Origin of the sequence: Pseudoalteromonas sp. DY56-GL79 (genome assembly GCF_041414765.1) — a bacterium.
Classification (GTDB): domain Bacteria; phylum Pseudomonadota; class Gammaproteobacteria; order Enterobacterales; family Alteromonadaceae; genus Pseudoalteromonas; species Pseudoalteromonas piscicida.
Map to the genome: position 1 here is coordinate 237495 of NZ_JANHZS010000001.1, position 13398 is coordinate 250892.

9 protein-coding genes are annotated in these 13398 nt (G+C 42.6%); 2 read left to right on the forward strand and 7 right to left on the reverse strand.

All coding sequences use genetic code 11. The annotated features are described in order from the left end of the window. Positions 1-6: 6 nt before the first annotated feature. The 3 genes from NO992_RS00950 to NO992_RS00960 all read right to left on the reverse strand — a co-directional run bounded on the left by NO992_RS00950 (position 7) and on the right by NO992_RS00960 (position 5157). Positions 7-2835, reverse strand: a complete 2829-nt coding sequence (locus tag NO992_RS00950) for a TonB-dependent receptor domain-containing protein (RefSeq protein ID WP_371373581.1) — start codon at positions 2833-2835, stop codon at positions 7-9. Positions 2836-3030: 195 nt separating this feature from the next. Further along, positions 3031-4479, reverse strand: a complete 1449-nt coding sequence (locus NO992_RS00955) for a basic secretory protein-like protein (protein WP_371373585.1) — start codon at positions 4477-4479, stop codon at positions 3031-3033. A 285-nt stretch (positions 4480-4764) separates the two neighbouring features. Continuing rightward, complete coding sequence (locus NO992_RS00960; RefSeq protein ID WP_010373073.1) at positions 4765-5157, reverse strand: cytochrome b562; 393 nt, start codon at positions 5155-5157, stop codon at positions 4765-4767. Between the two features lie 189 nt (positions 5158-5346). On the opposite strand from NO992_RS00960, the gene NO992_RS00965 reads away from it, so the two are divergent. Continuing rightward, the gene (locus tag NO992_RS00965) at positions 5347-6408 is read left to right on the forward strand and encodes an ABC transporter substrate-binding protein (RefSeq protein ID WP_371373589.1); all 1062 of its coding nucleotides are present in this window, start codon (positions 5347-5349) and stop codon (positions 6406-6408) included. A gap of 142 nt (positions 6409-6550) precedes the next feature. Further along, the gene (locus tag NO992_RS00970; RefSeq protein WP_371373592.1) at positions 6551-8194 is read left to right on the forward strand and encodes a S8 family serine peptidase; all 1644 of its coding nucleotides are present in this window, start codon (positions 6551-6553) and stop codon (positions 8192-8194) included. Positions 8195-8215: 21 nt separating this feature from the next. Here NO992_RS00970 and NO992_RS00975 read toward each other — a convergent pair whose 3' ends face one another. From NO992_RS00975 to ybaK, 4 genes are all read right to left on the reverse strand, one after another. Further along, positions 8216-9046 carry an EamA family transporter gene (locus NO992_RS00975; protein WP_138527185.1) on the reverse strand — a complete coding sequence of 277 codons (831 nt, stop codon included), beginning with the start codon at positions 9044-9046 and terminating at the stop codon, positions 8216-8218. 3 nt (positions 9047-9049) lie between these two features. Further along, positions 9050-9988, reverse strand: a complete 939-nt coding sequence (locus tag NO992_RS00980; RefSeq protein WP_371373595.1) for a phosphotransferase — start codon at positions 9986-9988, stop codon at positions 9050-9052. 399 nt (positions 9989-10387) lie between these two features. Beyond that, complete coding sequence (locus tag NO992_RS00985; RefSeq protein ID WP_371373598.1) at positions 10388-12643, reverse strand: acyl-CoA dehydrogenase; 2256 nt, start codon at positions 12641-12643, stop codon at positions 10388-10390. A 278-nt stretch (positions 12644-12921) separates the two neighbouring features. Beyond that, positions 12922-13380, reverse strand: a complete 459-nt coding sequence (ybaK, locus tag NO992_RS00990) for a Cys-tRNA(Pro) deacylase (RefSeq protein ID WP_010373086.1) — start codon at positions 13378-13380, stop codon at positions 12922-12924. Positions 13381-13398 lie beyond the last annotated feature (18 nt).

Genomic DNA, 13398 nt, shown 5'->3' on the forward strand with positions numbered 1-13398 from the left:
TTATTATTAAAATTGGTAGTTAACTTTTAGTAAGAATTCGCGACCGTTCGTGTCATAATTACCCGCTTTATAGAATGGGTAACTTCTAAACGAGTCGTCTTGAGGTGGCATCGCATTTAATAAGTTTTGTACCGTAAACATCACTCGCGTGTTGTCATTAATGTAATGACCAATGGTTAGATTATGCTTTATCCATGCAGGTAACTTTTCTCTTTGACCAAAATCAGCACCGTTCCAATTTTTTCCTTTATAATTTACCTGCCATGAAATTGCGGTCTTTTCCAACTGCCAAGTCAGGTTAAACGATGCCATATCTTTGAAGTTATAGTTATCTTGACTGTCTAACACATCTTCAAGCGGATCTTCGGGACGAAGCTTTTCTTTTTTATTTAAAACATGGCTGTAATCAAGCTTATAAATAAACTCGCCAAGTTCTGACTCAAACGTACCTTTCACACCAAAATTGACGCCGCCATGTTGTCTTTCCGCGGCGTTTATATAACCTTCTCTGATAATTGCTGCGGTGTACGGTAATCCTTTTTTCGTGTTCCCTAACCAGTCGGTTGCCAAACCATCTTGGTCAAAACGCTGTACTCTGTCTTGCATATTGGCGCATTTAGCAGAAGACGAATCAATTAAGCCGTTTTCACACTTCCAGACATTATCAAGAATTTCGCCAGACCCAAGTCGAGTAATTTTGTCTTTAAGGACAATGTCATAAACATCAACATTGAATGACAGCTCAGGGGAGTACTCATACACAAGACCAAAGGTTAATGAATGACCTGACTCTTCTTTTAAAGTTGGATCGCCTGCCGAGATTGTCTCAAAGTCAGCATCTAACTTTGGCTCGTTGATATTTGTTGTGTCTAAGTCTGCGCAGCTGATAGTTAATGCATCAGCATTATATTGAGCGGGATCACCTGTGGTTTGAAAGCGTAGGCAAGCATCTGCAATCACTCTGTCCGAGCCACGTCCAAAGTTACCAGCAAACCCTTGATATACCGAGCTCATGCTAGGACCTCGGAACGTTGTTCCATACGCACTTCTTAGCATCAGCGCGTCAGTAGGAGAGTATTTAAAACCGACTTGATAAGTGAATGCCCCCCCAACATCAGAAATATCATCATAGTGGTCATAACGCAGCGCAATTTCACTAGAGATCTGTTCAGTAATAGGGATCATAAATTCTGTCGCCGCTGCATAACGGTTACGTTCACCATCGGTGATAACACCAGTCAGACCGACAAATTCTTTATTTAGTATTCTGCTATCAGGTGTCGCCCTCGTCCCTTCTTTCATCAGCTCAATATATGCTGCAAAAGACACAAATCCAGCTGGCAATTCAAATAAATCCCCGGACAGATCTGCGGTTAGCGTTTCATTGAACGATAAGCCATCATAGGTTGCCCAATCAGCCATGTTATACATATTGTCTTGGGTCAGAGGCGCAAAAAAAGCTTGGTAATTTGGACGGTAGATTGGCATGCCGTCAACCTCTCCCAACTTTGGTCCTTTTAGCCAGTTATTTCCTTCAACCGTGTGATGCAAGTACCTATCAGAGAAATCGTATTGTGAACGGCTGAAGCCAACGGAATAATAGTAATCTGCTATTTCCCCTTCAAGACCAAAACTAAATGAATAAGATTTATCATCGTATACCCGGCCTAAGCCATCATTTGTATATTCTGAATCATTCACTATCCGCCACATATACTTAACTGGAGCGCCGTAGCCACCAGCTTTATTTTTGATATCAGGATCCCAAAACATGGAACCGTGAATTGACTCTGCATGAGCAAAGAAGAAAGGATTTCGTGCCCCTTTCTTTTCTTGATCGATATAAAATCCGTTAACAAAGAAGCTGTGTTCGTCGTTAATGCTGTACACCGAGTTGATATACAAACTCATGGTTTCAACTTGGTTTCGTAGCAAATTATTACCGGTTTCATCCCACCCACAGCTTAGGCCGTAATCATTGCGGCTTATAAAGTGCTGAACTGCAGTTGGGTGTGGATTATCATCTGTATTACAGTACTGCGCTGAATATTGATTTTTGAACTCGGTGTTCTCAGCCCATACGGTAATTGAACGATTGAGTTCTCGTTTGTTTGTTGGGTCTGGATTATCCCAAACGCTGTCATGAAAAGGTCTGTCGGCACCTGTTAGCGCTTCTTCCGTCTTGTATTCTAGCGAGTAGTCAAACGTAAAGTTGTCTTGTTCAAAACCACCAACAAACGACAAGCCTTTTTTATCACCCGTACCATAGGTATCTTGGCCGTAGAATGCTTCAACGACATGCTCGTCCATACCTTTTTTGGTGATAATATTGACTACCCCAGCCATTGCGTCTGAACCATAGATTGCAGAGCCGCCGCCGGATTGAATATCGATGCGCTCAACCATCGCCGTTGGCAACATATCGAGATTAACAAAATTAGTTTGGCCACCGTAAGGCATTGGGTAATAGGCCAAGCGCTTGCCATTAACGAGAATAAGTGTGTATTCAGGTCCAACGCCTAATAGGTTTAACTCTTTGGCGCCAGGTGTATAGGAGCCAGTTTCTACTTCACCGAGGACGGCACCACTGGCGGCTGAAATGCTACTCAGTGCGTCATACACTGTGTTAAAGCCACTTCTTACCATATCAGCGGAAGAGAGACTTTGAACATTGGTAACACCTTCAATGGCGATACGCTTAATACGAGACCCTGTCACCTCAACACGTTCTATTTCTTCTGCTTGTTCATCTGTTGCGGCTGTTACTGAGTTAGTTGTTACCGCTGCAAGAACAGCAGCGGCGATCAGGCTATGTTTATACATTATTGTTGTCATAAGACCCCCATAATTTAAAGGAACGTTCCAATTTTTTATTAAAATTCTATTTCTCCCTTAACAAAACCAACAAAGCATTAGGCAGAAATACAAAAAGGAACGTTCCAATTATGAGCAATAAAACAAACCTGTCAACAAATTATGTACATTTACAGTACAGTGATGACAAATTGTAATCACCTAGTTCTTGCTAGTTCATTGCAATTTCTTGGTATTTAGCTCACTTTGGTAACGAGACCAAAGCTTATCAAGGGACTCTCCAGTAACTGATTTTATTGCATCTTCAAATGACCAATCTTCTAGTTTTACCGCAGTTTGATTAAAACGATAGGCAAAATCAGGATGAGACTCAGCGAGCCATGCGAGAAAGAACCCAGTATTTGTGTATCCACCAACCCAAGAATCTGACGGCTTAGGTGAACGGGTTTTATGGAATCCAGCTTGAATGCGAATGAGATCAGCCATTCCTTCAATAAATGCATGGACATCGGGTTCAGCATAACTTCTTTCTTTTGGAAATAGCTGATATCCATGGGTAAGTTCGTGCCAGAGCACACCAAGGAGTTCGTATTCCACTTGCTCATCTGGTTGTGCAGCGAGTTTTTCGGTGATGTACTTTGAGCTAAACACAATTTCCATATTCGTTTCGTCTCCAGAGCGATACGCTATTGTGTCCATCCACTTTAGCCTAAATGTGACTTGCTCAAACTCTGGCAGCTCTGCAAAGTGCTTGTACAACCTTGGGGCCAGTTTACGAGTTACGTCATCTACCGTACTGGCTATATCAGGAAAGAGTGCTTGCAGGCGTTTCGACCCTGCCGACTCAGTATCTTCGATAACCACTTTGACCTTTGGCGGCTCAAAGCCTTTCCAAGGGTGATTTGGATCGTAGATTTTTAAATAGTTCGCACGGGTTTTAAGGTCGGAGCCATGCGCATTTTTAGTCATTAGAGTAACATTGTAGTTACCTGGCTTGTCATAAACTACTTCAACACTTTTTGTGGTTGGCAGCGCCGCTTTGCCCTCAACCTTCCAGTTCAGTGCTGTAGGTGAGTTTGCAGATATCGACTGCAGAGAAATTGGCTCATTAAGCTTGGCAACCGTTTTATCTGCAGTAAAGTTCGCCAGTGGTAAGTTTGTTTGTGCATAGAGCGCCAAATCAGCGATTTGCAAAAAGCGGTCGCCCCACTGCGTTTTACCTTCTTGTGCTATCGTAAAGCGCACGTACCTCGCATCCGTTGTTTTGGCTAGGTCGAAAGCGAGTGTTTCACCCCGCCTTGAAAATACGATATTGTTGCGTTTATCAGCCTCTTGCCATACCTTACCATCTATAGATACGGCAACAGTCCAATGCTTTGGGTCTCGAGCGGGTGCATCTTGGGCTGAGGTGAGACTATATTGTCCAAGCGCTTTGACGTCTTTCAGATCAAATACAATCTCAGCGCTAGATTGCTTAGATAAGAATTTGCTTTTTAACGATCTATCAACTAATTGCTCTATTCCCTCACCTTGGATTTGCTCCTTTACGTCGCTCGTTACAGAGAATGCATCGCGTTCGGTGATGTCGTAGAGCGCATTGGCATTCGCTGATGAGGAGCCACAAAATGAGAGTAAAATTAGACTGGCTAATGAGGAGGTTTTCATTGAAATTTCCCAGATTAAAAACAAACATACTGGATCGTTCCAATTAATAATGCAACTTATTTTGAGCAGATTTTTATGTAATTTCTAATAAGTACAGAAAAGGATATCGCTATTTCACCGCTTTTGGAGCTGATGGAAAACTAGCGAGTGAGCCAGAAAGATCAAGCCACGACTCGCTAGTCTTTTTGCCATGTTCAACTAAAGCCAAGACCGATAAGCTAAGCCGCTGTGATAGCACAAGGAATAACCACAGCGATAGGATAAGTTAACTATTCGAATCTCAGCTTAGCTACCAAATAGTAACTCCCAAAAGCCCGGTGGCTCGTGTAGTTTGTGGTATTGCTTTCTCAGTTCATCAATTTTTAAAAGCATTTCACGGGCTTTTTCAACTCTTCCCGAGTCTACTTCTTGGCTCGCCTCAGTAATGGTTTCGAGTACTTTATTCAAGCCCTCAACTGACTCGGCAGACACCTCTTGCTTAAACTGAAATTGCTTACTTTCATTAACGAGTGTAGTCAGCTCGGTTAAGTGTGCTTGCATTTCTTGAGCAGATTGCGCTTTCATAGCCTGCTTATAAATATGGCCCATTTCCTTCATGGTTTTATTCAGTTCGCTTGACTCATGCGCCCCCCCTGACATCGAAAACAACAATACGAATATAAATACGATTTTTCTCATCAAAGTCCCCTTACTCTTTGCGCGCTAGTATAAAGCAATTAACGCATGAGCTAAATTCAATGCTATGAAAAATATGCAGGTTCCGAATAACATTCAAAAAACAGGCAGATAGCGCAACGATTCTAGCGTAAGCTATACTTGTAGCGTATTTAGCAGCACACTTTTTGAATATCAAAAATGTAGAGACTTATGATCCGAAAATTGTTGTTCATCTTTTTATTTTTATCACCGATGGCCGTGCTATCTGCACAACGATTCAACGTTCAGTTTGTAAACCCCGGCTTTGCAACAAAAAATCCTACAGGGGATTTTTGGTATAACGTCAGCAACGTGATGACTGCGGCCGCTAGTAACATGAATATTTCCCTTAAAATAAGTTATGCGCAGCGCAACCATATTTTGATAAAATCGCTCGTAGAGCAAGCCTTGAAAAGTGATGCTGATTACCTTGTGCTGGTTAATGAAAAGTCGAGTGTCGTTCCCTATTTGTTAAACACCAAAGCCACCAACATTAAGATTATTTTCTTGCTCAATGGACCGTCTAAAACAGAGGAAGTGGCTTTGTTAAAGGCAGGACACCAACTCATTGGCACCATTGAGCCAGACAATTTCCAAGCCGGTTTTAAGTTAATGCATCAACTTGCGCGAAAAGCGCTTAGATCTTCTAATCCATCACAGCATGTATTAGCTTTGCTCGGTGATGTAGCGACGACTGCGGCATTAGACCGACAAAAAGGCATGCGCGCTTATCTTGAGCACCATACAGAGCTAGAATTAATTGCAGAGGCAAATTGTCAATGGTCTCAGAATGAAGCTTATCGCCTCACTAAAGCGTGGTTACAGCGAGATCCCGCAATCACAACTGTTTGGGCTGCCAATGATCCTATTGCTTATGGCGCATTACTCGCGGCTAAAGAGTTAAACCGTAAGATCGTCATAGGTGGGATTAATTGGGATGAAGGTATTGCGCCTAAGTTAGATGTTTCGATTGGAGGGCATGTGTTGCTTGGGGCCTATACCTTAGCTCGATTAGCACAATATCATAGAGACTTCACACCGATAGACAGCGTGACCTTATCTATTTTCGAACCGCTGGATGACGCTCACTTACCTTTGTATCATGCCATACATGGAAACTTTCCTGAACACCTGGACTTTTTACGTTACATTAACGATCCAGCGCAATTTACCATTACAGAACTAACTCACTCACTTAATAAAAATAACCACAATAATAATATAAAAAATTGAGAATTTAAGAACGATTAATTAATGCATTAAACAAAACCCAGAAAGATAATGCAATTTAAACCTGTCTAATCTTTACACATTGACAGCGATGTCAACACCTGTTTTAGTAACAAACGTAAACAACATGTAAAACAGGTGAAATATGAAAAACAGTAATACAGTAGTAAAACTTCTTAAGCTTTCGACCCTTAGTGCCTGCGTTTGTGCAAGCCTTTCAGTTGCTCACGCAGATACACAGCGCGTTATTGTCACATTAAAAGACAGCGCAACACCAAATGTTCTGCCAGTGCGCTTAAATCAAGCAGAAGCGACGCAGTTTAAAGCGCAGGCTTTGTCTGAAGCTGCCTACTCCACCTTAGGTACAGCGGCTGTCAACACATTGCCAAGCATTAATGCATATGTCGCCGAAGTTTCTTCTGCGCAAATGCAACAACTACAAGCAAGCGGCAATGTTGCGCAAGTAGAAATTGACCCTAAACGTTATTTGCCAAGCGTAGAAACTTCGGCAATTGATTTACTTGCTGAAACCACACCTTACGGTATTAATATGGTGCAAGCTAACCAAGTATCCGACGGCTACAGCGGCAACCGTAAAGTCTGTATTATGGATACAGGTTATACGCTAGGTCACCAAGACTTACCTAGCACAGGCGTTACTGGTAATGACGGCTATGGTAACTACGACACAGGTGTGTGGAGTAACGATGGTAACGGCCACGGAACACACGTTGCCGGCACAATAGCCGCTTTAGGTGGTAACGGCACAGGTGTGGTCGGGGTAAATCCATCAGGGCAACTAGGTCTTCATATTGTTAAAGTGTTTAATGACCAAGGCCGCTGGGCATACGGTTCCGACCTCATTAAAGCAATTGAACAGTGTGAGCAGGCAGGCGCCAATGTAACCAGCATGAGTTTAGGTGGTAGCGGCAGCTCTACAGCAGAGCGTAATGCGTTTGAACAAAGTTATCAGCGTGGCATGCTACATATCGCAGCCGCTGGCAACGCGGGTAATAGCTCGTTGAGCTACCCAGCATCATATAATGCAGTTGTATCTGTGGCAGCGGTCGATAGCTCTGAGTCAAAAGCCTCTTTCTCTCAATACAACAGCCAAGTAGAAATTGCAGGTCCGGGGGTTGGTGTAAACTCAACATGGAATAATGGCGCGTATCGCAGTATTAGTGGTACTTCAATGGCAACCCCGCATGTTTCTGGTGTTGCAGCTTTAGTGTGGAGCCACTTCCCGCAATGTACTGCTCAGCAAATTCGCCAAGTATTGAATACAACAGCAAAAGACAAAGGCCAAGCAGGTCGTGATACTTCTTACGGCTATGGTATTGTGCAAGCAAAAGCGGCGGTTGATTATCTAACAAATAATGGCTGTGATACTTCAGGTGCAGTCAATGCAAACTTTAACTTCACTGTATCCGGTCTCACTGCGACATTTAACAACCAATCAACAGCAGGTAGTTATCAGTGGGAATTTGGTGATGGTGCAACAAGTTCACAAACCAATCCAGCACACACCTATGCTAGTGCTGGCACATATCAAGTGACACTCACTGTGACAGCTTCAAATAACAGAACAGCTTCTAAAACACTGGCAGTTACCGTTAGTGATGCACCAGCCGGGTGTAATGGTATCCAAGAATGGAGTGCAACTAAGTTCTACAATACGGGCGACCGGGTTTCATTCAAAGGCTTTGAATACCGTGCTACGTACTGGTCACAAGGCGCAAGCCCAGAGATCTACTCAAACGTTTGGACTAAAGTCGCGCAATGTAAGTAAGTTAGTCATTTTAAGTGGCGCTTAAGCGCCACTATTTAATGCCAACATTGCACTACAACACAAAATAACAGAGATCATCAGCCATTCTTTTATTGAAATTGCCTCTTTAAAGAACCACATCCCAAGCATACTCGCGCTGACTATGCCAATGGCTCTTTTCAATCCTTCAACAAGCCCCGGCTGAATTTCGGTTAACGCCTGCATTTGAAAGATAACAGCGACAGCGAATACCACTGAAGAAATAGCCCAGAGCAACCAATGTGCGCGGAAATTTTGATTTTTAAATTGTGGTCGTAACAAGATTAGATTAACAAAAAATACCATAAAGGTTAGAAACCCAGCATGAAAAGAGAGCGAGCTGTGTTGCAAAGCCTGTTTATCGAACACGATACAAAGCCCCCAGCAAAAAGAGGTGATTGCAACTTGTTTTGCACCTGGCTCTTGAAAAGAGAACCTGCCTCCTTGCAATAAAAACGAAGCTAAGACAATCGCAGCGATTAGTATTGACTGCAGTGTGGTTAAAGGTTCCCCAAGTAGCAACCAAGCAAACACACCTGCAAGTGCTGGAGTGATGGATAAAAGAGGCAGGATAACCGCCATTCGCCCAAGCGCAAGGGCCTGAATAAAGTTTACGCTACCAATTGCAGCCAAAATTCCGCTAGCTATCGCAGGTGCTAGATAAGCAGAACTTGGAAGCTGTTTGTCAACAACCAACCAATAGCCTATGTATGCAGGTAAGACTAGCAAACTAAATATCACCGACATTTGCGCGGCTGAATAATGGCTCGCTAGTCTTTTTCGTAAAAAATCAAATACAGCCCAATTTAACGCACTGAATAAGGCTATGACCATTTATTATCCCTGTTGTAATGCGATTTCCGTTTGAAATTTCATGTAATCATTAATTTTTACATGGTCCGGTTTCCAACCCAATAGAAAGCGATAGAAGTCAGCCCACACTACAGGCCACAACAACTCCCACTCAGAAAGGATCTGAGCGATATCAATAGAGGCTGCTTTGCCCAATAATTCTATTCTCAACATATCTAAATACAACTTGAGATACTCATCGGCATGCAGGAGCTGTTCCTTTTCGTCTAGTACCGACGTAATAAACAGCATTAAGTCTGACACACCAATACCCTTTCCGACATACTGAAAATCGAATCCCAGAGCTTGGTTGCCATTAAAGGCAAAGTTAGCAAGCTTAGCGTCGCCATGGATCCAAGTATGCCAATGGCTATTTTTGATACGATCTCGCAATCGTGGTGCCGCTTGTTTAATACTACTGTGCTGCATTCGCTCAAGCTCATCTGGCCGTGTATCCAGATGCCAATAGTTTCCTTGCTCCCACACATGTTCTGCTGGGCTTTGTAAAAAGTGAGCATGGAATTTAGCTAACCACCCTATCACCGCTAATATTTGTGACTCGGACGGGTTAGCAGTTTGCGAAAAGCCTTGAGTTGAAAAGTCTCTAAAGACGATGTAGTCCATCCCTTCACTTACCCCTTCTCCTAAATAGCTAGGTGTATTGCAAGGTGAAAGTAACTCGCATGCATGATGTTTGTAAAAGTGACGTTCTACTTGATAAGACTTAGCTTTACGCGCAAGCGCTACAGAAGATTGTTCAATTCGCCGATGTGCAATATCATTAGGCACTTTAGTGCGCTTAATTGCAAGCTTCCCAGCATCATGATTGATAAATAACATATCACCACAACCGCTCCATAATTGTTGCTCTTGCTGTGTTGACATAGGCGCAGAAATTACATCGTTCGGAATACTTATTTTCACTGTGTTACACCTTTTTGTTATTTAACCTGAGAATTGTTCAATAAACAGCCAAGCTGTTTATTGTATAACTCAGGTTACTGAAACACAGTACAACCCTTTACTTACTATTACGAATACCAATTTGCTTAATTAAGTGACCTATTTTGAGGCGAGAAAGTCTTGTCAATAACAGGCAAAAATTTTTCTATTTAGTTGTTCTAAATAAGAAATTTTTAACGCTGTTAGCGTCAGATATGCACCTTCAAATTGAGCAAGTATTAAAACAAATTGGTATAATAAGCAAACCGTTTTACAGTGCTCGATAATTATAGCTGGTGTTATTATCTTTACCCAACATGAAAAAGCCCTTAACCAATTGGTTAAGGGCTTTTACTTTTACAAAAAAGTTATTTGTTTAACTTACTCATTCACGGCTTGCTTGACTGTTTCTCTCGCGCTTTGTTCATCTAACAAGTTTAAATCGAAGTCGAACTCATCTACTCGGATTGCTTTTTCACGCTTGCGGTTGTAATCAACCAGCTTTGCGTACTCTTCTTCGTTGATAAGGTTACCAACGAGCGCATTATCTAAAGTTTGCTCGAAACGAACACCTGGTTGGATCTCGCGCTTGCGAACTGCCTTCTTAACTTTGGCAAGCAGGTCAAGGCAACCCATCTTAGCCTTATATGCTTGTTCATTGATATCATGACCATCACCTGCGGTAGGCTTCACAAGATGAGTAAGCTGCGCTTTGATTGGCGTATCCATTTGCGCCGCTGCCGCTAATTCTCTGATCATATCATCATTAATTTTAGGCATTTGTTTAGCACTAAACTGCATCGTGATCACACGCATAAATTTACGAGTACCACTTGCCGGGAAGTTGTCTAAGAACTTATGTAGCGCTTCTTCTGCACTAACAAGTGCATGCCTTGTCGCATAATGGAAATAAGGTGCTGCCTGCTCACGCTCTGCTACCGCTACTTTTTGCTCGTAGTATTTGATTGAAGCCATCGCTGCATACAAGTGACTCATTACATCACCAAGGCGTGCTGACAGCATCTCTGCTTGTTTCAGTTTTCCACCTAGTACAAGCAATGAAAAGTCTGCGTATACCGCAAGCTTAGCTGCTAATCTATGCGCGGCTTTTTCATACGCACGCACTTCAGGTAATGGTGATTTTGCATCAGCAGTGAATGGCATAAGACCATATTTGAAAGCACGTAAGCTGTTGGCAACACTATAGCTAACTGTTTTCGTCAAAATACCACGGAATTTACTGTCGGCGTCTTTCTCTTCGCTGTGAATAGATTCAACCATCGACTGCAAATATGGGTGACAGCGCATTACACCTTGACCAAAGATCATCAGGTTACGCGTTAGAATGTTTGCACCTTCTACGGTAATCGCTATTGGCTGTGCAACATAACCGCTTGCAAGGGTATTCTGAGGACCATTTTGAATAGCTTTACCTGCAAGGATATCCATTGCAGAGTCCAATACGTCACGACCTGTTTCAGTCATGTGGTATTTTGCAATTGCTGTTACTACAGATGGCTTAAGACCCATACCTAAACCTTCTGTTGTTAATACCCGCATCGCCTCTTGCATGTAAGCTTTACCTGCAATATCAGCAAGCTTTTCTTGAATACCTTCAAACTGACCGATCGAGAGACCAAACTGCTCACGTACCGCTGCATATTCAGATGCAGATTTCAGTGCGACTTGGCTAGTTGATACACCTAGTGCTGGTAAAGAAATACCACGTCCAGCACCTAAGCAGCTTACCAACATCTGCCAACCGCGACCAATATTCTTCTGGCCACCGATGATAAAGTCCATTGGGATAAAGACTTTTTCACCACGTGTCGTGCCATTATAGAAGCGTATCCCCATAGGGTCATGACGGTTTCCAAGTTGCACACCTGGGTGGTCATGTGGAATTAACGCACAGGTGATCCCTAGTTCTTTCTTACCGCCTAGTAATCCCTCAGGATCCAATACTTTAAAGGCTAAACCGAGTACTGTCGCAATCGGCGCAAGTGTGATGTAGCGTTTGTCCCATGTTACTTCAAGACCAAGTACTTCCTCACCGTTATGCATGCCTTTTTTAACAATACCTTGGTCCGGAATACCACCGGCGTCTGAACCGGCTTCAGGGCTTGTTAACGCGAAACACGGAATATCACGGCCGTTTGCTAAGCGGGGAAGGTAGTGCGCTTGCTGCTCTTTAGTACCATAATGTAACAATAACTCACCTGGGCCTAGTGAATTAGGAACCATCACCGTTACCGCAACCGCAGAGGATTTAGTCGCAATCGTACCTACAATCGTTGAGTTTGCGTAAGGGCTAAACTCTAGACCGCCGTATTCTTTTGGAATGATCAAGGAGAAAAATCTCTCTTTTTTCAAAAATTCAAGCACATGCTCTGGCAGGTGTTTGCCATTTTGAATTTCCGAGTCATCGATCATACCCATTAATTCTTTAACTGGACCTTCTAAAAAGGCTTGCTCTTCTGCACTTAGCTTAGCTTCAGGTACAGCACGAAGCGCCGAAAAGTCAGGCTTACCTTGATAAATTGACCCTTCTAACCAAACATCACCGGCATCTAATGCTTCTTGTTCTGTGATTGAAATGCTTGGGAGGATCTTTCTTAAATTCGTTCTTAGGCTCATAATTAACTCATCCGACCAGATAGATATACCTACATTACGGCATAAAAAATCGTTTAGATCAATTACTCTACTTAATTTTTTAACGGCTTTTTTACTGAGTTATCGAGTGATTAATATAAATGACTGCTAAATTAATGGCTTACAGCTGTAAGTCGAAAAAAGTAAATTACTGTTCTTAGTGAGAAAAATAGGAGTGAACGAGGAGGTTTGACAGCCTCAGCAGTTCTAGACTGACATTTTATCTATAATCAAGTTGGTTTTTAAAACAAACACTGCCACTAAAACAGTGCGATTTTTGCTTTGCATAGCTGCTCTATCGTAGCAGGTGAAACAACAACTTCAACTCCCCGTTTGCCTGCACTAACGTAAACTTGCTCATATGCTAAAGCACTCTCGTGAAGTAAAGTTGGCAACTGTTTTTTCTGCGCAAACGGGCTTATACCGCCAATTAAATAACCGGTTACCTTTTGCGCGTTCTGTTGATCTGCAAGCTGTGCTTTTTTCCCCTTACACGCTTTAGCAAAAGCTTTTAAATCCACTTGTTGCGTGGCGGGAGAAACGGCTACATGCAATGTACCATCAACGTCAATCAGCAGGGTTTTAAATACTTTTTCTCGGTCTAGATTTAGCTTTTTCGCCGCTTCATTGGCAAAGTCGTGATCGTTAGGGTCATGCTCAAATTGCAGCACTTGGAACGCCACTTTAGCTTTTTTAAGTAGGTTAATTGCAGGTGTCATTACAAACTCCTTTTAAGC

What these genes read in the sequence shown, in the direction of transcription:
- NO992_RS00965 (WP_371373589.1), top strand. Translation starts at nt 5,347, where the DNA reads ATGATCCGAAAATTGTTGTTCATCTTTTTATTTTTATCACCGATGGCC.
- NO992_RS00985 (WP_371373598.1), bottom strand. Translation starts at nt 12,643, where the DNA reads ATGAGCCTAAGAACGAATTTAAGAAAGATCCTCCCAAGCATTTCAATC.
- NO992_RS00960 (WP_010373073.1), bottom strand. Translation starts at nt 5,157, where the DNA reads ATGAGAAAAATCGTATTTATATTCGTATTGTTGTTTTCGATGTCAGGG.
- NO992_RS00950 (WP_371373581.1), bottom strand. Translation starts at nt 2,835, where the DNA reads ATGACAACAATAATGTATAAACATAGCCTGATCGCCGCTGCTGTTCTT.
- NO992_RS00955 (WP_371373585.1), bottom strand. Translation starts at nt 4,479, where the DNA reads ATGAAAACCTCCTCATTAGCCAGTCTAATTTTACTCTCATTTTGTGGC.
- NO992_RS00975 (WP_138527185.1), bottom strand. Translation starts at nt 9,046, where the DNA reads ATGGTCATAGCCTTATTCAGTGCGTTAAATTGGGCTGTATTTGATTTT.
- ybaK (WP_010373086.1), bottom strand. Translation starts at nt 13,380, where the DNA reads ATGACACCTGCAATTAACCTACTTAAAAAAGCTAAAGTGGCGTTCCAA.
- NO992_RS00970 (WP_371373592.1), top strand. Translation starts at nt 6,551, where the DNA reads ATGAAAAACAGTAATACAGTAGTAAAACTTCTTAAGCTTTCGACCCTT.